The organism is Bradyrhizobium sp. CAR08 (assembly GCF_052871955.1).
The window spans coordinates 31,572-54,215 of sequence record NZ_JBIXJX010000008.1; the positions used below are offsets into that span (position 1 = coordinate 31,572).

Consider the following 22,644-nt stretch of genomic DNA (forward strand, 5'->3'; position numbering starts at 1 on the left):
ACTTACTCTGACTTGGCTGCAGCTTGCGAGACGCGAACTTGCGGGATCTGGGCTTGTGCGATCTGGGCCGGGGATGCCGGGGTCTGGACCAGGTTCCGGACGAGGGCTGCGGTATCGACGGGGGCGGGCGCCTCGTCGCGCTTGAGCGAGGAGGTCTGCTCGACCGCGGCCGGCATCGGCGCGGCCTGGCTGGCGCCCTGGACCGTCACCTGGCCGCGGCCGGTGACGACGCCGCTCAGCGTGCGCTTGGTCTGCAGGTTGAGCACGCTGATGGTATCGCCCTCGGCGCCGCTCTCGATCGCCTTGCCGCGCGTGGTGAGATAGATTCCGGGAACCTGGTAGATGACGGTGACGTTCTGGTCGCGCTGCACGAAGTCGGGCTTGACAATGTCGGCGACGCGGATCGGCGTCCCCGCCCGCATCGGCCGGCGCAACTGCATGCCGAGCGTGCGGTCGCGCGAGGCGGCCTCACCGGTGACCTCGGCCTTCGGCCGCCGCTCCATGGCGACATCGGACGCCTTCAGGAGATCGACGCGGTCGATGTCGCGCGTCAGCACGGCCACTTCCACCGTTTCGGTCGCGGTGCCGGTGAAACGCAGCTTGGTCGGTGCCGGATTGTTGTCGTTGTTGATCTCGAAGGCGATGTCGAAACGGCCGCTGCGGGCGTCGTAGCGGGTTGCCACCGGCTGCAGCACGCCGGTGTTGGAGGCATCCAGCCGCATGTCGGCAATGCCGCGGTCGAACGTGACGGTGATGTTGGCGGCATCGCCAAGTCCAAAGCGGCGCTCGAGCGCCGAGGCGACCGCGGTCTCGAGGTCCTTGTTCACGAGCGTGCGGGCGAGACGGGTGACCTGGACCTCCTTGATGTCGCCGGTCATCACGCCGATCACCTGCTTTGCGCGCAACACCGCCAGCACGTGGGCGACCGGCAGCGCACCGGTGGTGCCGAGATCGGGCGAGCGGTAGACCGGGATCAGCGCGGCCGAGCCGGCATTGTCGATGAGATCGCCGACCCGCACCACGTCCGAGGTCACGGTGATGCTCGCGCGCAGCGTCGGCGTCGCGATGAAGTCGTCGGCGGCCCGTGCGGGCAGCGCCAGCACGAGGAGAGCGGAGATCGTGGCGAGGGTGGTGCGGATCATCGTCATCACCTCAGCGGAACAACGCCGTGGTCGACTGCATCATCTGGTCGGCGGCGCTGATCACCTTGGCGTTCATCTCGTAGGCGCGCTGGGCGGCGATCAGGTCGCTCATCTCCGAGACGACGTCGACATTGGCCTGCTCGAGGCTGCTCTGGGTGATGTTGCCGAAGCCCTCGGAGCTCGCGGTACCGTCCTGCGGCGGGCCGGAGGAGGGCGTCTCGGTGAACTGATTGTTGCCGACCGGCTGGAGGCCCGCCTTGTTGATGAATCGGGTCAGGCCGATCTGGCCCTGGACGGCCGAGGTCGACGAACCCGGCAGCGTCACCGAGACCTGGCCCTGCACGTTGATGGTGAGGCCCGAGGCGTTGTTCGGGATCGTAATCGTCGGTTGCACCGGGTTGCCCTGCGCCGTGACGATGCGCCCCTGATTGTCCATCTGGAAGGTGCCGTCGCGGGTGTACTGGTAGCTGCCGTCGGGCATCAGGATCTTGAAGAAACCTTCGCCCGTGATGGCCATGTCGAGGTCGTTGCCGGTCTGCGACAGCGTGCCCTGGGTCATGCTGCGCGGCGTGCCGACGGTCTTGACGCCGCCGCCGATGTCGACGCCGACCGGCAGGATGGTGCCCTGGTCGGACGACTGGGCGCCGACCCGGCGGACGTGTTCGTAGATCAGGTCCTGGAACGCCGCGGTCTGCTTCTTGAAGCCGGTGGTGCGCAGGTTGGCGATGTTGTTGGAGATCACCTGAACGTTGAGTTCCTGTGCCGCCATTCCGGTTGCTGCGGTGTGAAGCGCCTGCATGTCAGTTCTCCCTCAATCAGGCCGGAACGTCGGCGAGCTTCTCGATCGCCGACTTGTGCATGTCACTCTGCTGCTGGAGCAGGTTGGCGATGGCGGTGTAGCTGCGCATGACTTCGACCATGCGGCTCATCTCACCGACCGAGTTCACATTCGACTTCTCGACATAGCCCTGCTGCACGGTCGACTTGGTGTCGGCCTGCGGGACCGCGGAGCCGATGTCATAAAGGTTGGCGCCAAGCTTGGTCAGCTTGGCCGGATCGTCGAACGAGGCCATGCGGATCTTGCCGCGGATCGAATCGTTTTTGGCCGTGCCCTCGAGCACCGTGACGGTGCCGTCCGGCGCGACGTTGATGTCGTGGTCGGTCGGCTGGAAGGTGATCGGGCCGCTGGTGCCCAGCACGAGGTTGCCGTCGGAGGTGACGAGCTGGCCGGTGCTGTTGAGCGAGAATTTTCCGTCGCGGGTGTAGCGCTCGGCGCCATTGGCCTGAACCGCGAAATAGGCGTTGCCGCTGATCGCCATGTCGAGCGGATTCTTGGTCGGCTCCATCGGCCCCTGGCCGACGTCGCGGAAGGTGCCGCGGTCCTGCACATAGGAGACCCGGCGGTCGGAGCCGACGAAATTGTCCTCACGCGCGTTCGAGTTGAGGTACTCCTCGAACAGCGAATGATCGGCCTTGAAGCCGTTGGTGTTGGCGTTGGCGACGTTGTTGGCGATGACATCCATCTGCCGTTCCAACGTCATCTGTCGTGACAAGCCGATCAGAAGCGCGTTCTGCATCGGAAATCTCCCCTGAGTGAGATCTGCCAGCTCGCTCTCCCAAGCGCATTGGCCGATCCCGTGAACGAGACCTCGGGTTCTCCCAAACCCTGGGTCTCGGTCCTTTCTCAGCGAAACTCGTGCCAAGCTGGAAAATTGTGTAATTTCAGGATCTTGATTGTTTTTCGAGGGCGCGGAGAGGCGGCAGAAAGGGTCTGTTAGCCATGTTTGCCCGGCAGATTTTTCCTAGCGAAGGCCCAATAGAAAGGTTCCGTTAACCATTATTACCGTAGCGTTTGCGCGTAAGAGGAGCACTGCGCTGGGGCATTTGTATCGCGTCACTGTCTGCCAGGAGCTTCGCTCTTTCGACCCCTTTGAGAGATGAGCGAGCGCGGCGATCATGGCAGAGAATGAAGCGGAAGGCGGCGCAGCCGCCGACGGCGCGGAAGCCGCTCCGCCCAAGAACAAGTTCAAGCTGATGATCATGGTGGTGGGCCTGCTCGCCGTTCTCGGCGGCGGCGCCGCGACTTGGTTCTTCTTTTTCCGTCACGGCGACGACGAGCATCACGCCGAGGCGGCGCCTCCGCCGAAGCCGCCGTCTTTCGTCGAGGTTCCCGACATCATGGTCAACCTCGCCGGCGCGCCGGGCGAGCGCGTGCAATATCTGAAGCTCAAGATCGTGCTGGAGCTGAAGGAAGAGAAGCAGGTCGAGGCGATCAAGCCGACGATGCCGCGCATCACCGACATCTTCCAGACCTATGCGCGCGAGCTCCGCTCCTCCGACCTCAACGGTTCCGCCGGCATCTTCCGCCTCAAGGAAGAGCTGACCAAGCGCGTCAACGCCGCGGTTGCTCCGGTCCAGGTCAGCGCGGTGCTGTTCAAGGAAGTTGTGATCCAGTGAGCATGACGGGCTAGGGATCATGGCAGGCACCGACCAACCAGACCAGGATGCAATTGCCGCCCAATGGGAGGCCTCGCTCGATTCCGAGGATCCCGCTGAGGCCGCGAAGGCTGCTGCGGAAAACGAACTATCCGAGACCATGGCCCTGCAATGGGCGGCCATGGTCGAGGATGGCAGCCGCGATCTCGGCGCCGGCAAGAATTCCGGCGAACGCGTGCTGTCGCAGGAGGAGATCGACAACCTCCTCGGCTTCGCGGTCGGCGACGTCACGCTCGACGATCATTCCGGCATTCGCGCCATCATCGATTCGGCGATGGTCTCCTACGAGCGTCTGCCGATGCTCGAAATCGTCTTCGACCGCCTGGTGCGGTTGCTGACGACCTCCTTACGCAATTTCACCTCCGACAACGTCGAAGTCTCGCTCGACCGCATCACCTCGGTGCGCTTCGGCGACTACATGAACTCGATCCCGCTGCCCGCCGTCCTCACCGTCTTCAAGGCCGAAGAGTGGGACAATTTCGGCATGGCCGTGGTCGATTCAAGCCTGATCTACTCGATGATCGACGTGTTGCTCGGCGGCCGCCGCGGCTCGAGCCAGCTCCGCATCGAGGGCCGGCCCTACACCACGATCGAAACAGAATTGGTCAAGCGGCTGGTCGAGGTCGTGATGGCCGATGCCGAACAGGCGTTCCGACCGCTGTCGCCGGTGACCTTCACCATCGACCGGCTCGAGACCAACCCGCGTTTCGCCGCGATCAGCCGTCCTGCCAACGCCGCGATCCTCGTGCGCCTGCGCATCGACATGGAAGATCGCGGCGGCAACATCGAGCTCTTGCTGCCTTACGCGACCATCGAGCCGATCCGGGGCGTCCTGCTCCAGATGTTCATGGGCGAAAAGTTCGGCCGCGACCAGATCTGGGAAGGCCATTTCGCCACCGAGATCGTCCAGGCCGAGATCTCCGTCGACGCCGTGCTCTACGAAGCCTACATTCCGCTCAAGCAGCTGATGCGGTTAAAGGTCGGCGACACGCTGCCGCTGGACATGCGCGCGGATGCCAGCGTCACCGTTCGCTGCGGCGACGTCACCATCACCGAAGGACGCATGGGCCGTGTCGGCGACCGCGTCGCGATACGGGTGACGAAACCCTTGCGCAAGCCAAGTACGACACTTGCGATGTTCGAAAAGGTCGACGAGCAGAACAAGATGATGGAGGCCCCATGAACCACTCCCTAGGAATGGCGATCGAGACGCTGGTGGCTATCCTGCTGATGCTGACCATCGTCTACTGCGTCACGCTCAACAAGCGATTGACGCGGCTGAAGGCGGACGAGCATTCGCTGAAGGCGGTCATCGGCGAGCTGATCACCGCAACCGAGATCGCCGAGCGCGCGATCGGCGGGCTGAAGCTCGCCGTGCGCGACGTCAACGAGAACCTCGGCAGCCAGCTTGCGGCGGCAACCCAGATGTCCGAGCAGCTCTACAAGCAGCTCGGCGAAGCCGACAACGTGGTGCGGCGGCTGTCCAAGATCGCGATCGCCGCGCGCCCGATGACGAACCCGGAAACGGTCGCCGCGCCCGCAGCCAAGCCTTCGTCGGCGAAGGCGGTGGCGGCTGCGGCCGAAGCCTTCTCCGAACGCCGACGATCCAACGGTCTTGCCGCATAAAGTCAGGGTATGAAGTCTTTTCGCAACATCCGCGTCATTCCGATCGTGCTGGTTGCCGTCGCTGGCCTGGCCACGCTGAAGGTCACGGGTCTTGTGATCAATGGCGGCTATGTATTCGACTACAAGCCGAGCCCGACCAAGAAGTCCTGGGCGCAGGAGAATCTGAACTTCCCGGCCAGCCGCGAGGATTCCGATATCACGGGCTCGACCCATGGCGCGCCGAAGGAGGCGCCGAAGCCGGCCGCACCGGACACCAAGTCCGAAGGCGCCGCGGTCAAGGAGGAAGCCCAGCCGCAGATCTCCGCCTCGGAGCGCGCGATCCTGGAACGCCTGCAGTCGCGTCGCCAGGAGATCGAGGCCCGCCAGCGCGAGATCGACATCCGCGAGAGCCTGTTGAAATCCGCCGAGAAGCGCATCGAAAACAAGGTCGAGGAGATGAAGGCGGTAGAAACGCGTATCTCCGCGACGCAGGCCGAGCAGAAGGCCGCCGAAGCCCAGCGCATGAAGGGCCTCGTCACCATGTATGAGGGAATGAAGCCCAAGGACGCCGCGCGGGTCTTTGACCGGCTCGAGATGGGCGTGCTGATTGAGATCGCCTCGCAGATCGCGCCGCGAAAAATGTCGGACATCATGGGATTGATGTCCCCGGAGGCCGCCGAGCGGCTGACGGTCGAGATGGCCCGCAGGGCCAATGGCGGCGGCGATCAGTCCGCCTCTGCCGGCGAGCTGCCCAAGATCGACGGCAAGCCGACGCAAAAGCCGAATTGAGGGCTCATACTTAAGAAGTCCTTAATTGCCAAAATCTACAGTCTGGGCAGGGGTCGGCAGCAATGCCGGCGTGGACCGTCGAACCGGAAGTAATGCCGCCAATGGCGCGAGAGGCTGCCGCTGGATTTGTGTCGCGAGCCCGCGCCCTGGCGCGGAGGCTGTCGCGTCATGTCCGCGCGGCGCCGCTACTGGCAGCCAGCCTGCTGATCGGCTTCACGGCGCCTGTCCGGGCGGCCGACGCGATCCGGGGTGAGGCGACTTTCTCGGCCAGCGGCGGCTTTGCCCGTCTCGTGATCAAGCTCGGGGAGGACGTCCCCTCCGAGGTGACGACGGCCGGCTCCATTCTCGTCATCCGTTTCGACCGGGCGGTCGACGTTCCGGTCGATCGCGTCCCGGAAGGCGCGCCCGACTACGTCAACTCCGCCCGCCGCGATCCCGATGGCGGCGCCATCCGCCTGTCGCTGGCGCGGCGCGTCACCGTCAACACCATGAATGCCGGCGAACGCACCTTCATCGACCTCTTGCCGGAGGGTTGGAAGGGGCCGCCGCCGAGCCTGCCGATGGACGTGGTCAAGGAACTCGCCGAGCGCGCGCGCGTCGCCGAACGCGCGTTGCGCGCCCAGCGCGCCGCGGCGGAGAGCAAGAAGCGGCCGCAGATCCGCGTGCGCGCGTCGGTGCAGCCGACCTTCGTCCGTTTCGTGTTCGAGATGCCGGATGGCGTCGGCGTATCCTCCGTGCTCAATGAGCAGAAGCTCACGCTCGCCTTCAACGCCAACCTGAATTTCGATCTGGCGGACGCGGTCGTCGCAGCGCCGCCGAACGTCGCCTCGATCAAGCAGAAGGCCGACATCGACCAGACCAGTGTCGAGATCGCGCTGATCGGCGATTCCGACGTGCATTCGTTCCGCGACGAGAAGAACTACGTCGTCGACATCTCCTTCCAGCCGGACAAGGGCAAGATGGCCACGTCGGCGGAAGCTGCGATCGCGCAGGCCAAGCCCGCCGCTCATGGACCGGCGCCTGCGCCTGAAAAGCCGGCGGCCGAGAAGCCGAAGGACGCGCATCGCGAGATCGCGCCGCCGACGTCCGAGACGATCGCGCGCGAAGCCAGGATCGATGCCAAGCCCGAGGTGAAGCCGGAAGCGCCCGCCGCCATGCCGCCCGCTGAAGCGCCGAAATCGGTGCCGGCTCCTGCATCCGAAGCCGCGCCCGCTGCGCCAGCGCCCAAGGAAGCGCCCAAGGAAGTTTCGAAGTCTGTCGCGCCAGTTGCAGACGCTGCGGTCGCGCCCGCCAAGCCGGTCATGGCCGAAGCGCCTCAAGAGGTCGTGAAGGATGCTGCCAAAGAGCCGGTCAAGGAGCCCGTCAAGGCCGCGCCAGCAGAGGCGCCCGCTGCGCCGCAGCCGACTGGTGCCAGCGTCGATGTCCGCCGCGACAGCGACGGCCTGCGGGTAACTTTCCCGCTTCAGGTCGCAACCCCTGCGGCGGCGTTCCGCCGCGGCGACACCGTTTGGCTGGTGTTCGATACGGCAAAGCCGATCGACGTCGAGGCGATCCGCACCAAGGGCGGCGCGATGATCGGCGAGGTCGGCCGCGTCCCGCTCGAGAAGGGACAGGCGGTGCGCATCCGTCTCACCCGGCCGCTGGTCTATTCGCTGTCGAGCGAGGAGGTCGGCAAGCAGACCAACTGGCTCTTGACCCTCGCCGACAAGATCCAGGCGACGCCGCTGCCGCTGATGATCTCGCGCAACATCACCGACCCGGCGCTCGCCAACATCGCGATCCCCTTCGCCAATCCGGGGCTCCTGCACAAGCTCACCGATCCCGATGCCGGCGACACGCTCTATGTCATCACCGCGCAGCGGCCGGTGCGCGGCTTCATCAAGCGGCAGGACCTCGTCGATCTCGCGCTGCTGGAATCCGCGCATGGCATCGCGATCCGGCCGAATTCCGACGAGGTCGGCGTCGAGGTCGGGGCCGACAAGGTCATCCTCGGCAAAAAGGGCGGGCTGACGCTGTCGCCGGTCGACATCTCGGCCGAGCGCGCGCCGACTGCAGTGCGGCCGGTCTTCAGCCCCGAAGGTTGGCGCAAGGGCCAGTCGGAAAATTTCATAGCGCGCCAGAACGAGCTGATCACGGCGATCTCCAACGTCGAGCCGGCGATGCGTTCGCTGCCGCGGCTCGACCTCGCGCAATTCTACATGTCGCGCGCGATGTATCACGAGGCGAAGGCCGTCACCGAATTGATGCTCGCCGATCCTCTCAACAAGGAGGAGAGCGGTGCGCTGATCATGCATGCGATCGCGAGCATCCTGATCGGCCGGCCGGCGCAGGGCCTAAAGGACCTCGCTAACCCCGTGATCGGCAACAGCCACGATTCCCAGCTCTGGAAAGCGCTCGCCTATGCGCGCCAAGGCAAATGGGCGGACGCGCGCGAGAAGTTCAAGAACGTCGAATTCGCCATCGCCTCGCTGCCGCTCGACATCCAGCGCATCGTGACGATGGAGGCGATGCGCGCTTCGCTCGAGGTGAAGGACTATGCGGGCGCCTCCAAGCGCCGCAGCGAGCTCGAGGTGGTCGGCGTCTCGCCCGAGGCCGCGCCCGGCTTTGCCGTGCTGCGCGGCCGGCTTGCCGAGGCGCTCGGCCACGACAGGGACGCGCTCGACGACTACAAGTTCGCGGTCGGCTCGTCCGACCGGCCGGCCGCGGCCGAGGCCAAGCAGCTCGAGGTCGCGCTGCGGCAGAAGCGCGACGAGATCAGCAAGGAAGACGCGTTGCGCGAGCTCGAAACGCTCTCGATGACCTGGCGCGGCGACTCGATCGAAGTCAAGACGCTGCAGATGCTGTCGCAGATGTTTGCCGAGAATGGGCGCTACCGGGACGCGCTCACCGCGGCGCGTACCGCGACAAAGTTGCAGCCGAACGCGGAAGCCTCGCGCCAGGCGCAGGACCTCGCCTCCGACCTGTTCACGCAGCTCTTCCTGGGACCCAAGGGCGACGAGCTGCCGCCGATCGAATCGCTCGGGATGTTCTACGAGTTCCGTGAGCTGACGCCGATCGGCCGCCGCGGCGACGAACTGATCCGACGCCTCGCCGACCGCCTCGCCTCGATCGATCTGCTCGACCAGGCCGCCGAGCTCCTGCAATACCAGGTCGACCATCGCCTCGAAGGCGCGGCGCGTGCACAGGTCGCCGCGCGCCTGTCCATGATCTATCTCGCCAATCGCAGACCCGACATGGCGATCACGGCGTTGCGCGCGAGCCGTATCAGCGACCTCTCGGGCGAGCTCAGGCAGCAACGCCTGCTGCTGGAGGCGCGTGCGCAGAGCGACGTCGGCCGCCACGATCTCGCGCTCGACATCGTCTCCAACGTTACAGGGCGCGAAGTGCTGCGCTTACGCTCCGACATCTTCTGGGCGGCGCGGCGCTGGCGTGAATCCGCCGAGCAGATCGAGCTTTATTACGGCGAGCGCTTCCGCGACTTCAAGCCGCTCAACGCGGTGGAGAAAAGCGACATCATCCGCGCCGCCGTCGGTTATGCGCTCGCCGACGACTCGATCGGCATGTCGCGCTTCCGCGAGAAATATGCGCCGCTGATGAGCGAGAGCGCCGATCGGCTCGCCTTCGACATCGCGAGCAAACCGACCGGCGCCTCCAGCGCCGAATTTGCCGATATCGCCAAGCTGGCTGCCAGCGTCGACACGCTCGATGGCTTCCTGCGCGAGATGAAGCAGCGCTTCCCCGATGCCACCGCCCGCGCGCCGGCCTCGCCGCAGGCCAAGGACGAGTCCGACCACACCGGCTCGCTGCCCACGATCCCTGTGGTGCGCCAGATCAAGATGAACCGGTAGGATCGCTGCTCCTTCTGGGCCTCGCGAGAGGTGTCCGTGAGCAAGCTCCTCGAAGCGACGGGCAGGGGCCGAAGACGATCGCCCAGGGGGCGCGTACTCATCAACCTGATCAGCCCGCGCGGAGAAACAGCGAAGCAGCTAAGGCCAGCAAGCGACGTTAACGGGCCTGATTGAGCTTTGCCCGGACCTGATAAATTGCCGAGCCCAAGGTCGACGCAAGCACCAGCACAAGACCAAGCCCGATCATGGGGTTCCTTGCAATCACCGCCGCAAGCGATACGCCCAGCGCCGCGGCCAACATCTGCCAGAAACCCAACAGGGCCGAGGCAGCACCGGCGCGATCGCCGAATGGCGAAAGAGCTTGCGCGCTGCAGAGCGGATTGACCATGCCCATGCCCAGCAGGAATACACATGCGCCGACAAGAAATGGCAAAAAGCGCTCGTCGAAAAGCGCGAATAGCAACACCATGCCGCCGCCGACACAGGCCAGCGCGAGACCGATGCAAATCGATCGGTCGAGACCAAGGTGCGGAACAATTCTGGTGGCGATAATGCCAGCACTAAAGACGATCATGACAGTGCCTGCGAAGAACAGGCCGAGTTGCATGGGTGTGAAGTCGAGGCCTTCTATCAAGACACGCGGCAACGCCGAAAACATTGCAAACAGCGCACCTAAGATGAGGCTAACAGTTGCGGCAGGAACCAGGAAACGGCGGTCAGTCGATAGCGACCAGTAATTCTTGGAGATCGTCGAGAAATCGAACTCGGCGCGTGGCGCGTGGTGCGTTTCTCCGAAAGCCGCAAGAAATGCTAAAGCGGCGACGACGGCGAAGATTCCGACGAACACAAAGGCTGAACGCCAGCCAAAAAAATGATCCAGCGCGCCACCGACCAGGGGCGAGAATCCGGGCGCCGCTGCCATCGCAACCATAACAAAGGTGAGCACGCGCGCTAGCTTTTCGCCCTGAAAAAGATCTCTTGCGATAGCTCGCGAAAGGACAGACGTGGCACATGCGCCACCGGCCTGCACAACGCGACCAATCAATAGTGCCGCCAAATCATTGGCTAACGCGCACCATATGCTACCTGCGAAAAATACAGCAAACCCGATCATCACGGGTATGCGCCGGCCGAAACGATCCGACAACGGACCGACAACGAGTTGTCCGACCGCGAACATGGCGAGGAATATGGTGATAGTTGACGTTACCTGAGCGCTGGTGACGCCTACCGCGACGGCGATACTCGGTAGCGAAGGCAACAGAATGTTGGTGGCCAACGTGCCACTCGCAGACAACGCAGCAAGAACGGCGACCTGAAGACCAAGCGGCACGACCCGAGCGAGCAGATGGTTTTCGACGTTGCTGGTCATAAGCCGCTTCGGATCTAGGGATGATGACCATCATATCAATGACCCATTGAATGCGCAACCTGAGCATATTCCGATATGTCACGAGCCGCCGAACGCGCTGACGATGGCAGGCTTCCGCCTTGCGCTGGTAAGCTCAAGTGCACGCCTACAAGCATCGGGCTAGAGAGGATAGGGTCGCTGACCGCTGCCCAGGACCGCTACCCCCCGTAACTCTGCACCAGACTGCCTGCCACCAGCGACCAGCCGTCGACCAGCACGAAGAAGATCAACTTGAACGGCAGCGAGATCGTTGCCGGCGGCAGCATCATCATGCCCATCGACATCAGCACGGACGCGACGACGAGGTCGATGATCAGGAAGGGGAGGAACAGCAGAAAGCCGATCTCGAAGGCACGCTTCAGCTCCGAGATCATGAAGGCGGGGACGAGGATGCGTAAGCCGAGCTCGTCGGGGGTTGCCGGCGGCGGCTCGCCGGAGAGGTCCAGGAACAGCTTGAGGTCCTTCTCGCGCACGTTCTTCTGCATGAAGCCGCGCAGGGGGACGGAGGCGCGCTGAAGCGCGTCCTCGACGCCGAGCTGATTTGCGACGAGCGGACGGATGCCTTCGTCGTAGGATTTTTGCAGGACGGGTCCCATCACGAAGAAGGTGAGGAACATCGCCAGGGCGATGATCACCGAGTTCGGCGGGGCGGTCGCTGTGCCCATCGCGGTGCGCAGCAGCGACAGCACGACCACGATGCGCGTGAACGACGTCATCATGATCAGGATCGACGGTGCGATCGACAGCACCGTCAGCAGCGCGATCAGCTGGATCGCGCGCTCGGTGACGCCGCCACCGCCAGCGCCGCCGCCGCCGAGATTGATGCTGATGTCCTGCGCATGCGCCGGCATCGCGAGCGAAGCCGCGCCGATCAGGACAGAAAGAAGAAAAACTCTACGCGGGAGGGCCGGCAGCCTCACGAAGACGGCTTCGGACGGCCGAGCAACGAGGCCATCTCGTCTTCGAGATTTTCAAAGCTGGTCTTTTCCGGGGCTGGCTTTGCGGCAGGGGCCGGTGGTGCCGGCGGCTCGCTGCGGGCCACACGCGGAGGAGCGGCCGGGGGCTCCGGGGCGACCGGAGGGGCAAGCGTCTCGCCAGCGGGGCGGCGCAGCGCTGCTTCGAGCCGCTGCGCCATCTCGGCGAGATTCTGCTCGGCGCTCGATGGTGCCCCAGGAGCGGGCGCCGGGGGCGGAACGGGCGGACCCTGCGGCACAGGCGGAGGTGGCGCGGTTACGCGCTCGGCGCGCACTTGAGGCGCCTTCGCGGGCTCGCTGTGGCGCGGCGGACGCGGCATCAGTGGGGGTTCGTTGCGCGCAACGCGCGGCGGAATAGGATCGGGACGCAGCTCGCGCTCGGGGCGCGGCGCGATCGGCTCGGAGGTGAAGCCGGCCAGTGGCGGCTCGTTGCGGCGCTCGGCCAGCCCGGGAGCGGGCCGGCGCACTTCGTCGGCGAAGGAGGGGCGCGCGGGCCGCGGTGGCGGCTCGGGCATTTGCGGCTCGGGATGATCGAGCAGCTCGGGCCGCGGTGCTTCGTCGGCCCAGCTGCTGGTATCATGCATCGGCGCAAGACGCGGCGGCTCGGCGGCATTGGAACGCTGCGGGAGCTGGTCGCGGCCGGGTGCTGCGCGCACGATGTTGGGTTCGACGACGATGTCGGTGGGGCCGCCGATCATCAGAAGATGCTCGACATTGTCACGCCGGACCAGCACCAGACGGCGGCGGCCGTCGACCGCGGCGGCATCGATCACGGCGAGCCGGGGCATCCGGCCGCGCTGGGTGTTTGCGCCAAGCCGGCTGGTGGCGAATCGGCGAACCAGCCATGCAGCGACGCCGATCAACGCCAGAACGACGATGAACGCGACGATGAAGGTGATAGGGCTGCCTTGCATACTTGTCCCCGACAAATGGCGGCTTGTCTCGGGCCAGTGGTCAGATGCGCCAACCACCGGCTTACGTTGCCCAAACTGCGATTTCTTAACGTCCCACGGCAAGTTTTGCCGTCCCCAACTCTTAATAACCCATGAATCGCTCGATCCAAAACGACTTCTTGGCCTGTGCATGCCCCGCCAAGCGGTTGGGTTAATGCCGCTTTTGGAGGCGTAGAATCACGGGGCACGCGCAGTGGTGTCCCGCCGGGGGACAACTGCCTGCGACCTCCTTAACCGGCTGTTAACCATACAGGCGGCAAATTCTGCCTAGCTTCGGACCTGGTCCGAGAGGCGGAAGGAGCCGCAACGATGTCCATCAACGATCTTCCGGTGCTATCGGCGCTTCGCACCAAGATGCAATGGCACCAGGAGCGCCAGCGCGTCCTGTCCGAGAACGTCTCCAATTCCGACACGCCCAAATTCCGTCCGCGCGACCTGGTCGAGCCGAAGCTGGACAAGAGCGGCGCCGTGACGGGTTCGATGGGTCCCTTGGCGCTCACCCGCACCAGCGGTTCCCACATGGCGCCGTCAGGCGCGGCCTCCGGATTCGACCAGAACAAGAATGCGGGTTTTGAGACCCGCCCCGCGGGCAACGCCGTCAATCTCGAAGAGGAGATGATGAAGGCCGCCAGCAACCAGATGGATTATGCGGCGGCGACCTCGCTCTATTCGAAGAGCCTGCATCTGCTCAAGACCGCGATCGGCAAAGGCTAGAGCTACAGGAAGTGCATCATGGCGAATGACAGCAGCGACTTTGCCCGTTCGATGGCGATCGCGACCTCCGGTCTGCGGGCGCAGGCCGGGCGCATGCGGGTGATCTCGGAGAATATCGCAAATGCGGATTCGACCTCGCAGACCGCCGGCGGCGATCCTTACCGGCGCAAGGTGCCGACCTTCTCCTCCGCGCTCGACCGTACACTCGACGCGCAGGTCGTCACCCTCGGCAGGATCAAGCCCGACCAGTCCAATTTCCGCACCAAATACGAGCCGAACAATCCGGCGGCGGATGCGACCGGTAACGTCAAATATCCCAACGTGAACTCGGTGGTCGAGATGACCGACATGCGCGACGCGCAGCGGTCGTACGAGGCCAACCTCAACATCATCAGCGCGACGCGCCGGATGATCCAGCGCACCCTCGACATCCTCAAGAGCTGAACAGGACATTTGAATCATGGCAACACCGACAATTGCCGCCAATGCCTATGCAAACCTCGCCCGCGTGCTGGAGAACAGCGGTGCCGGCAAGGGCAGCGAGCCGAGCGGGCAGTCCTTCGCCTCTCTTCTGAAAGACACTGTCGGCAGCGTCCTGGAGTCCGGCCGCAAATCCGATGCGCAGACGGTGGCGATGGCCGCCGGCAAGGCCAACGTGATGGACGTGGTGACGGCGGTCGCAGACACCGACGTCGCCGTGTCCACGCTGGTCTCGGTCCGCGACCGCGTGATCGCGGCCTATGAAGACATCATGAAAATGCCGATCTGATTTTTCTGGTTCGTGTGGTCCTCATCAAGCGGTGGGGATGAGAGTTGAATAAAGGAACTGCGAAATGACCGGACCGGAAACCCTCGACGTCGCGCGTGATGCGATCTGGACGATCGTGATCGTGTCGTCGCCCCTGATGGTGGTCGGCCTCGTGGTCGGCGTCGTCGTGTCGCTGTTCCAAGCGCTGACGCAGATCCAGGAGCAGACGCTGATCTACGTGCCGAAAATCCTGGCCATCTTTGCCACAATGCTGTTGGCCTTGCCATTCATGGCAGACGCACTGCATTCCCACATGCTGCGGATATCGTCGCGAATCATCGGCGGCTGAGGCACTATGCGCCTATCATGCGCATCGACGTCTCGCTGCTGCCGGCGCTTGCCGCCTCCTTCATGCTCGCCTTTGCCCGGGTCGGCGCGATGGTGATGCTGTTGCCGGGCCTGGGCGAGACCAATATCCCGACACGGATCAAATTGTCGATCGCGCTGCTGCTCACGCTGATCATCCTGCCGCTGCATCGCAATGCCTATCAGGTCGACATGGGCTCGATCGCGCCGCTGCTGGTCCTGATGCTGCATGAGATCGTGATCGGCATCGTGCTGGGAGCGACCGCGCGGGTGACGTTGTCGGCGCTGCAGGTTGCCGGTGCCGTGATCGCGCAGCAGATGGGGCTCGGCTTCGTCACTTCGGTCGATCCGACTCAGGGACAGCAGGGCGTGCTGGTCGGCAACTTCCTGACGATACTGGGGGTGACATTGCTGTTCGCCACCGACAGCCATCATCTGGTGATCGCGGCGCTGAACGACAGCTACACGATCTTCGCGCCGGGCGAGACCGTGTCGAGCGGCGATGTCGCCGCACTGGCGACGCGCGCCTTTGCCGCCGCGTTCCGCCTGGGCTTGCAACTTTCCGGACCGTTCCTGGTGTTCGGCCTCGTCTTCAACATCGGGCTCGGCGTGCTGGCGCGGCTGATGCCGCAGATGCAGGTCTATTTCGTCGGCGTGCCGCTGTCGATCTTCGCCGGCTTCCTGGTGCTTGCCGTCGTGCTCACGGCGATGATGGGCACCTTTCTCGACTACTTCATCGGTGTCATGCACCAGATGATGCCTCTCAAGTGACCGGGTGATCGATGGCGGAAGACAACGATCCAGAGAGTCAAACAGAAGACCCGACGCAAAAACGTCTCGAAGAGGCGCTCGAACGCGGTGACGTCGCCAAGAGCCAGGAGATCAACACCTGGTTCATGATCGCGGGCGCCACGCTCGTCGTCTCGAGCTTCTCGGGATCGGTTGGCAGCGGACTGCTGGCGCCGATGCGCAACCTGCTCGCCAATTCCTGGATGATCAAGACCGACGGCAGGGCTCTGCTCGCCCTGATGCAGCAGATCGAAGTCGCGGTGCTGGCGGCGGTGGGCGTGCCGCTACTGATGCTGGTGCTGGCGGCAATTGCCGGCAACGTGCTGCAGCACCGCCTGGTCTGGTCGGCCGAATCCCTCAAGCCCAAGTTCAGCAAGCTGTCGCCTGCCGAAGGCCTCAAGCGCATCTTCGGCAAGCAAGCGGCGGCGAACTTCCTCAAGGGTCTCGGCAAGCTGATCGTGCTCGGCGCGGTCATGACCGTGATCCTGTGGCCGGAGCGGCATCGCATGGAGGCGATGGTCAGGCTCGATCCGGCCTCCCTGCTCGGCGCCTCCACCAGCCTGACCATTCATCTGCTCGCCGCGGTGGTCGCGGCGCTCGCGATCATCGCCATCGGCGACTATTTCTTCCAGTATCGCAGCTGGTTCCAGCGGCAGAAGATGTCGCTCCAGGAGATCAAGGAAGAGTACAAGCAGTCCGAAGGCGACCCGCACATCAAGGGCAAGCTGAGGCAGCTGCGCCAGCAGCGCTCCAAGAAGCGCATGATGGCGGCGGTTCCCAAGGCTTCCGTGATCATCACCAACCCGACCCACTATTCGATCGCGCTGTCCTACGAGCGCGGCATGTCGGCGCCGATCTGCGTCGCCAAGGGCGTCGACAACCTCGCTTTCAAGATCCGGGAGATCGCGCGCGAGCACGACATCCCGATCGTCGAGAACGTGCCGCTCGCCCGCGCGCTCTACGCCACCGTCGAGATCGACGAGGAAATCCCGACCGAGCACTACCATGCGGTCGCCGAAGTCATCGGCTACGTCATGCGTCTGAAGAGCGGATTCGGTGCCAGCCGGCAATAAAACCCCTGAAAAGTACTGGAAATGGCCGTAATCTGGGAATCAGCGTACCTTTCGCCCCTGCTGCCCTTGCGCCTGCGGGTCCGATTCAGGCAGGGAGGACCCTGCGCGCCCTGTAGCGCGTTGATTCTCTGCCGACAGGCTGTGCCAGCTTGAGATGACTGCCGAGACCGACCACGACCTCACACGCGAGCCCGTTGCGGCGCACGAGCCGTCGCCGCGCTCGGGCAGCATTGCGCTGGTGCTGCTGGTGGCCGCCGGCCTCGTCGCCGTTGCCGTGGGGTTGATGACGCTCGGGCGCGCGCAGGCCCAGCCCTATATCCTCGGCATCCTCGCCGTGCTGGCCATGGTCGGCCTGTTCAACCTGTTCGCCTTCGCCGCCGGCATCATCCGCTTCGTCGACCGCAATCTCGACGATCCCGTGATGGGGCGCATCGCCGACCACGCCTTCGATGGCCTCGCCGTGACCGACCCGCGCGGCCATGTGGTCTATTCCAATGCGGCCTATCTGACGCTGACCGGCGCCGCCGGGCCACAGGACGTGCGCCCCGTGGAACGCGTTTTCATCGGCAACCCCGACGTCTCCGAAGCGGTGTTCCGCCTGTTGAAAGCCGCGCGCGAAGGCAAGCGGCAGCAGGAAGAGGTGCGCATCTCCGGCCATGACGGCAGCCAGGGCCGCTGGCTGCGCATGCGGGTGCGGCCTCTCGGCACCGGCAAGCGCGAGACGAGATACGCGGTATGGTCGATCGCCGACATCACCCGCGACCGCGAGCGCCAGGAGGACGTGTTCCAGGAACTCCAGCACGCGATCGAATATCTCGATCACGCGCCTTGCGGTTTCTTCTCGGTCAATCCGGCCGGCGAACTCGCTTACGTCAACGCGACGCTGGCGAATTGGCTCGACTACGACCTCGCGGAGATCGGCTCGGGCGGGCTGAAGCTCACCGACATCGTCTCGGGCGACGGCGCTTCGCTGCTCACCGCGATCGTGGCGGTGCCGGGCGAGGTCAAGACGGAAGTCTTTGATATCGACCTGCGCATGCGCACCGGCAAGACCATGCCGGTGCGGCTCTATCACAAGCTCGCCTTCGGCGCCGACGGCGCGCCGGGGCCGTCGCGCACGCTGGTGATCAGCCGTGCTCGCGACGAGCGCAGCGATCCGGACCGCGCCGCCGAAGTGCGGTTCATGCGCTTCTTCGATCATACCCCGATGGCGATCGCGACGGTAGACCGTGGCGGCAATGTCGTGCGCGCCAATGCGCGCTACGCCAAGCTCGGGCAGGCGCTGGGGCTCGACAGCGCCAGCAAGTCGATCTTCCGCGCGGTCAATTCGCGCGACCGGCATCTCTTGATCGCGGCTATCAACCAGGCCGCGGAGGGCCAGGCCGACGTCGCGCCGGTCGAAGTGGCGCTCGAAGGAACCAAAGAGCGCTGGGGCCAGTTCTTCGTCACGCCGGTGGACGCGGCCGAGAACGACGCGGAAGCCGCCATCGTGCACATGCTCGAGACCACCGAGCGGCGCGCGCTGGAGAACCAGATCAACCAGTCGCAGAAGATGGAGACTGTCGGCCAGCTCGCCGGCGGCATCGCCCACGACTTCAACAACGTGCTCTCCGCCATCATGATGGCGAACGACTTCCTGCTGAACGCGCACAAGCCGACCGACCCGTCGTTCCAGGACATCATGCAGATCAAGCAGAATGCGACGCGGGCAGCCACGCTGGTGCGGCAATTGCTGGCGTTCTCGCGCCGGCAGACGCTGCGGCCGCAGGTGCTCGACCTCGGCGATGCGCTCTCCGATCTCGCCATGCTGCTGCGCCGCCTGATCGGCGAGAAGGTCAAGCACGAGACCATCCACGGCCGCGATCTCTGGCCGGTCAAGGTCGACGTCTCCCAGTTCGAGCAGGTCATCGTCAACCTCGCGGTCAACGCGCGCGACGCCATGCCCGACGGCGGCAAGCTGATCATCCGCACCGCCAACGTCACCACCGAAGAAGCGGCCAGGCTGGCCTACAAAGGCATGCCGGCAGCGGACTACGTGCGGATCGAGGTCGCCGACACCGGTACCGGCATCCCCGCCGATATCCGCGACAAGATCTTCGAGCCGTTCTTCTCGACCAAGGAAGTCGGCAAGGGCACCGGCCTCGGGCTCTCCACCGTCTACGGCATCGTAAAGCAGACCGGTGGCTTCATTTACGTGGACTCCGAGCCGGGGCAGGGCACCTCGTTCCAGATCTTCCTGCCGCGCCATCATGCCGAGGCGGAGGTGCAGGTCGAGCAGCCGGCGCCGGTCGTGGGCGCCAGCAATGGTGCCGCGAAGGACGCCGGGTCCGCGGCGGACGCCAAGCCCCGCACCGATCTCACCGGACAAGGCACCATCCTCCTGGTCGAGGACGAGGAGGGTCTGCGCGCGCTCAACGCACGCGGCCTGCGCTCGCGCGGCTACACCGTGGTCGAGGCCGAGAACGGCGTCGAGGCGCTGGAGGTGCTGGAAGAGCAGAGTGGCGGAATCGATCTCGTCGTGTCCGACGTCGTGATGCCGGAGATGGACGGCCCGACGCTGCTCAAGGCGATGCGCGAGAAGAACCCCGACATCAAGTTCATCTTCGTCTCCGGCTACGCGGAAGACGCATTCGAGAAGAGCCTGCCCGAAGGTCAGCAGTTCGACTTCCTGCCCAAGCCGTTCACGCTGAGCCAGCTCGTGGCGGCCGTGAAGGAGACGATGGCGAAGGCGGGGTGAGGGCCTCAACGCAATGACGACGGAAAAGCGGAATTCCCGTCGCAAAAGCCACCGGTAACCCGCGACCGCGGCGCCTTCGCATACCCGGCCAAGCTGCCGCCAAAGATGGGCTTTTGCCACATCCCCGCGACTGAGGGCCGCAGTCACAAGTTCCGATAGTGGCTTCCTTTTTACGGAAGGCCGCCCATCTTAGGGGCACGTCCCCATGCCGGGGATCTGGGAAACCAACATGAATTTCTCGCAACGCTCCCGCAGTCTCTTCAAGACGATTGCCGTCGTGCTGGCGCTTGCGCTGCCGACTGCGCTGGCGATCTCGTCCGCCGACGCGCGCGTCGGTGGCGGCATGTCGTCGGGTTCGCGCGGTTCGCGCACCTATTCGGCCCCGCCGTCAACCACGACCGCGCCAGGCTCGACCTCGCAGTTCAACCGCACCTACACCCAGCCGGGTGCAGGCATGAATTCGGCCGCAGCTGCGCCCGCGCGCGGCGGCCTGTTCGGCCGGGCCGGCGGCTTCATGGGCGGCCTTGCGGCCGGCTTCCTCGGCGCGGGCCTGCTCGGCATGCTGTTCGGCGGTGGCCTGTTCGGCGGCCTCGGCGGCCTGTCGTCGATCATCGGCCTGATCATCCAGATCGTGCTCGTGGTGGTCGTGGTTCGGCTGGCGATGTCCTGGTGGCAGCGCCGCCACAGCCCGCAGGCGGCCTATGCCAATGCTGACGCCAGTGCCGGTCCGGGACCGCAGGCGAACAACCGTAGTGGTCTTGGTGGTGGTCTTGGCGGCGGCTTCGGCTTCGGCGCCAACAACAACGCGCCGCTCGAGATCAAGCCGGACGACTATGAGGCGTTCGAGCGCCTGCTCGGCGACGTCCAGTCCGCCTGGTCCAACGAGGACGTGGCCAAGCTGCACACGCTCGCGACGCCGGAAATGGTCTCCTATTTCGAGCAGGACCTCGGCCAGAACCGCGCACGCAACGTCGTCAACAAGGTCAGCGACGTCACGCTGTTGCAGGGCGACCTCGCGGAATCCTGGCGCGAAGGCGAGACCGATTACGCGACGGTGGCGCTGCGCTTCGCGCTGACTGACAAGACGCTCGACCGCAATACCGGCGCAATTGTCGCCGGCAGCGAGCAGCCGGGCGAGGCCACCGAAGTCTGGACCTTTGCCCGACGGCCGGGCGGCGCCTGGGAACTGTCGGCGATCCAGCAGACCAACTGACCGCAGACGACATGAGAACAAGGCGTCGTGCTTCTTGCACGGCGCCTTTTTCTTTTGGGCGTCTCGCATCGCGGCATCGGAATAAGCGGGCCTGCGTCGGGTTGAAATCTGGCGGCCAACGACACCACAAAATGGAGGACAGGATGATCCGCATTGAGAGATCCGTGACGATTTTAGGCCTCGCGCTCGCTGCGGCCTTGCTTGCGGCGCCATCGGCGCAGGCGCAGTCGGCCGACATGACGTTCTTCGTGACTTCCAACGGTCCTGGCAAAGGCGCCGATCTCGGCGGCCTGGAGGGCGCCGATGCGCAGTGCCAGAAGCTAGCCCCGGCCGGCGGCGCCGGCAGTAAGACCTGGCGCGCTTATCTCTCCACGCAGGCCGCCGACGGCAAGCCGGCCGTCAACGCGCGCGACCGCATCGGCAAGGGACCGTGGCAGAACGCCAAGGGCGTGGAAATCGCCAAGGACGTGGCCGATTTGCACAGCGCCAACAAGATCAGCAAGGAGACAGCGCTGACCGAGAAGGGGGAGATTGTAAACGGCTATGGCGACCAGCCTAACCGGCACGACATTCTCACGGGATCGCAGTCCGACGGCACCGCGTTTGCGGGTCCCGACGACCGCACCTGCAAAAACTGGACGTCGAGTACGCAAGGCGCGGCGATGCTCGGCCACTCCGACATCAACGGCCCTGCGACCAACCCGACGGTCAAATCCTGGAACACCGCACACCCCTCGCGCGGACCCGACGGCGGCTGCTCGCAGGCCGATCTGAAGAGCACCGGCGGCGACGGCCTGCTGTATTGCTTCGCGTCGAATTGAGGCTTCCGTCATTGCGAGGAGCGCAGCGACGAAGCAATCCAGAGTCCCTCCAGGGTGACAGTCTGGATTGCTTCGCTGCGCTCGCAATGACGGAGCGTGTGGTGCCGCCCTTCCGCCCGATCCTGACGGAACCTTGTCGCGCGTGATAGATTGGTCCTGTCGCTTCCACGCTCACGGACCCTTCCATGAAATACGAGCTCTATTATTGGCCCGAGATCCAGGGCCGCGGTGAATATGTGCGGCTCGCGCTCGAGGAGGCTGGCGCGGCTTACATCGACGTGGCGCGTGGCCCACGCGGTACAGCTGCGATGATGAAGATGATGGACGCACACAAGGGCACGCCGCCCTTTGCGCCGCCGTTCCTCAAAGCCGGCAAGCTCGTCATCGGCCAGACCGCGAACATCCTGCTCTATCTCGGCGCCCGCCACGCCCTCGCCCCGAAGTCGGAAGCGGGTCAACTCTGGGTGCATCAGCTCCAGCTGACGATCACCGATTTCGTGGTCGAGATTCACGACACCCATCACCCGCTCGGGCCCTCGCTCTACTACGAAGATCAGAAACCGCCGGCAAAGAAGCGCACCGCCGACTTCTGGGGCGAGCGCGTGCCGAAATATCTCGGCTATTTCGAGCACCTCCTTCAGGACAATGGCGGCGCCTATGTCACCGGCCGCAAGCTGACCTATGTCGATCTCTCGCTGTTCCAGCTCGTCGCGGGACTACGCTATGCGTTTCCGAAGCGGATGAAGGCGTTCGAGACAGATATCCCGGCCCTCGTCGGCATGCACGACCGCGTGTCGGCGCGCCCGAACATCAAGGCTTATCTCGAAAGCGAGCGCCGTATTCCCTTCAACGAGCAGGGCATCTTCCGCCGCTACCGCGAATTGGATGGCTAGAGCGCCTGCGAACGCTTCGGCCGACGTCAGTCGATCGGAGGGAACACTTTTCTGCGATTTACAGAGTGATGC

The 22,644-nt window shown here is 64.8% G+C and carries 21 protein-coding genes; 15 read left to right on the forward strand and 6 right to left on the reverse strand.

Annotated elements, in window-relative coordinates; translation table 11 throughout:
* Positions 1-2 precede the first annotated feature (2 nt).
* From flgA to flgF, 3 genes are read right to left on the reverse strand one after another with little or no spacing between them, the layout of a single operon-like run.
* The gene (gene flgA, locus ACIPUD_RS17810; RefSeq protein WP_446481239.1) at positions 3-1,142 is read right to left on the reverse strand and encodes a flagellar basal body P-ring formation chaperone FlgA; all 1,140 of its coding nucleotides are present in this window, start codon (positions 1,140-1,142) and stop codon (positions 3-5) included.
* Between the two features lie 10 nt (positions 1,143-1,152).
* On the reverse strand, positions 1,153-1,941 hold the full coding sequence (flgG, locus tag ACIPUD_RS17815; RefSeq protein ID WP_007602131.1) for a flagellar basal-body rod protein FlgG: 789 nt from the start codon (positions 1,939-1,941) through the stop codon (positions 1,153-1,155).
* Positions 1,942-1,957: 16 nt separating this feature from the next.
* Positions 1,958-2,719, reverse strand: a complete 762-nt coding sequence (flgF, locus tag ACIPUD_RS17820; RefSeq protein WP_085349414.1) for a flagellar basal-body rod protein FlgF — start codon at positions 2,717-2,719, stop codon at positions 1,958-1,960.
* A gap of 379 nt (positions 2,720-3,098) precedes the next feature.
* Between flgF and fliL the strand changes: the two genes are divergently transcribed.
* The 5 genes from fliL to ACIPUD_RS17845 all read left to right on the forward strand — a co-directional run bounded on the left by fliL (position 3,099) and on the right by ACIPUD_RS17845 (position 9,880).
* Positions 3,099-3,599 (forward strand): flagellar basal body-associated protein FliL, encoded by a 501-nt coding sequence (fliL, locus tag ACIPUD_RS17825; protein ID WP_018456421.1) that lies wholly within the window; start codon positions 3,099-3,101, stop codon positions 3,597-3,599.
* Between the two features lie 19 nt (positions 3,600-3,618).
* Positions 3,619-4,821, forward strand: a complete 1,203-nt coding sequence (gene fliM, locus ACIPUD_RS17830; protein ID WP_446481240.1) for a flagellar motor switch protein FliM — start codon at positions 3,619-3,621, stop codon at positions 4,819-4,821.
* Entirely contained in the window at positions 4,818-5,264 is a 447-nt protein-coding gene (locus ACIPUD_RS17835) for a DUF6468 domain-containing protein (RefSeq protein ID WP_446481241.1), read from the forward strand. Before fliM ends, ACIPUD_RS17835 begins: the two co-directional genes overlap by 4 nt.
* Positions 5,265-5,273: 9 nt before the next feature.
* Positions 5,274-6,032 (forward strand): MotE family protein, encoded by a 759-nt coding sequence (locus ACIPUD_RS17840; RefSeq protein WP_446481242.1) that lies wholly within the window; start codon positions 5,274-5,276, stop codon positions 6,030-6,032.
* A 62-nt stretch (positions 6,033-6,094) separates the two neighbouring features.
* Positions 6,095-9,880, forward strand: coding sequence for a tetratricopeptide repeat protein (locus ACIPUD_RS17845; protein WP_446481243.1), 3,786 nt, complete (start codon positions 6,095-6,097; stop codon positions 9,878-9,880).
* Between the two features lie 157 nt (positions 9,881-10,037).
* Here the strand turns inward: ACIPUD_RS17845 and ACIPUD_RS17850 are convergent, their stop codons facing one another.
* The 3 genes from ACIPUD_RS17850 to ACIPUD_RS17860 all read right to left on the reverse strand — a co-directional run bounded on the left by ACIPUD_RS17850 (position 10,038) and on the right by ACIPUD_RS17860 (position 13,179).
* A complete protein-coding gene (locus tag ACIPUD_RS17850; RefSeq protein WP_446481244.1) occupies positions 10,038-11,252 on the reverse strand; it encodes a multidrug effflux MFS transporter in 1,215 nt (404 codons plus the stop codon).
* A gap of 197 nt (positions 11,253-11,449) precedes the next feature.
* Positions 11,450-12,211, reverse strand: coding sequence for a flagellar type III secretion system pore protein FliP (fliP, locus tag ACIPUD_RS17855; RefSeq protein ID WP_035994574.1), 762 nt, complete (start codon positions 12,209-12,211; stop codon positions 11,450-11,452).
* On the reverse strand, positions 12,208-13,179 hold the full coding sequence (locus ACIPUD_RS17860) for a flagellar biosynthetic protein FliO (protein ID WP_377789387.1): 972 nt from the start codon (positions 13,177-13,179) through the stop codon (positions 12,208-12,210). Before ACIPUD_RS17860 ends, fliP begins: the two co-directional genes overlap by 4 nt.
* Positions 13,180-13,527: 348 nt before the next feature.
* Here ACIPUD_RS17860 and flgB point away from each other — a divergent pair, with 348 nt between their 5' ends.
* The 10 genes from flgB (at position 13,528) to ACIPUD_RS17910 (ending at position 22,572) form a co-directional block, all read left to right on the forward strand.
* Positions 13,528-13,932 (forward strand): flagellar basal body rod protein FlgB, encoded by a 405-nt coding sequence (gene flgB, locus ACIPUD_RS17865; RefSeq protein ID WP_204511683.1) that lies wholly within the window; start codon positions 13,528-13,530, stop codon positions 13,930-13,932.
* A gap of 18 nt (positions 13,933-13,950) precedes the next feature.
* The gene (gene flgC, locus ACIPUD_RS17870) at positions 13,951-14,376 is read left to right on the forward strand and encodes a flagellar basal body rod protein FlgC (protein WP_007602149.1); all 426 of its coding nucleotides are present in this window, start codon (positions 13,951-13,953) and stop codon (positions 14,374-14,376) included.
* Between the two features lie 16 nt (positions 14,377-14,392).
* Positions 14,393-14,701 carry a flagellar hook-basal body complex protein FliE gene (gene fliE, locus ACIPUD_RS17875; protein ID WP_007612285.1) on the forward strand — a complete coding sequence of 103 codons (309 nt, stop codon included), beginning with the start codon at positions 14,393-14,395 and terminating at the stop codon, positions 14,699-14,701.
* A gap of 64 nt (positions 14,702-14,765) precedes the next feature.
* Positions 14,766-15,029, forward strand: coding sequence for a flagellar biosynthesis protein FliQ (fliQ, locus tag ACIPUD_RS17880; protein ID WP_007612284.1), 264 nt, complete (start codon positions 14,766-14,768; stop codon positions 15,027-15,029).
* Between the two features lie 17 nt (positions 15,030-15,046).
* On the forward strand, positions 15,047-15,817 hold the full coding sequence (gene fliR, locus ACIPUD_RS17885; protein WP_007612283.1) for a flagellar biosynthetic protein FliR: 771 nt from the start codon (positions 15,047-15,049) through the stop codon (positions 15,815-15,817).
* An 11-nt stretch (positions 15,818-15,828) separates the two neighbouring features.
* Entirely contained in the window at positions 15,829-16,908 is a 1,080-nt protein-coding gene (gene flhB / locus ACIPUD_RS17890; protein ID WP_446481245.1) for a flagellar biosynthesis protein FlhB, read from the forward strand.
* A gap of 154 nt (positions 16,909-17,062) precedes the next feature.
* Entirely contained in the window at positions 17,063-19,645 is a 2,583-nt protein-coding gene (cckA, locus tag ACIPUD_RS17895; RefSeq protein WP_446481246.1) for a cell cycle histidine kinase CckA, read from the forward strand.
* A 205-nt stretch (positions 19,646-19,850) separates the two neighbouring features.
* Positions 19,851-20,858 carry a Tim44 domain-containing protein gene (locus tag ACIPUD_RS17900; RefSeq protein ID WP_377789381.1) on the forward strand — a complete coding sequence of 336 codons (1,008 nt, stop codon included), beginning with the start codon at positions 19,851-19,853 and terminating at the stop codon, positions 20,856-20,858.
* 143 nt (positions 20,859-21,001) lie between these two features.
* Complete coding sequence (locus ACIPUD_RS17905; RefSeq protein WP_446481247.1) at positions 21,002-21,679, forward strand: lectin; 678 nt, start codon at positions 21,002-21,004, stop codon at positions 21,677-21,679.
* 185 nt (positions 21,680-21,864) lie between these two features.
* Entirely contained in the window at positions 21,865-22,572 is a 708-nt protein-coding gene (locus tag ACIPUD_RS17910) for a glutathione S-transferase (RefSeq protein ID WP_377789379.1), read from the forward strand.
* Positions 22,573-22,644 lie beyond the last annotated feature (72 nt).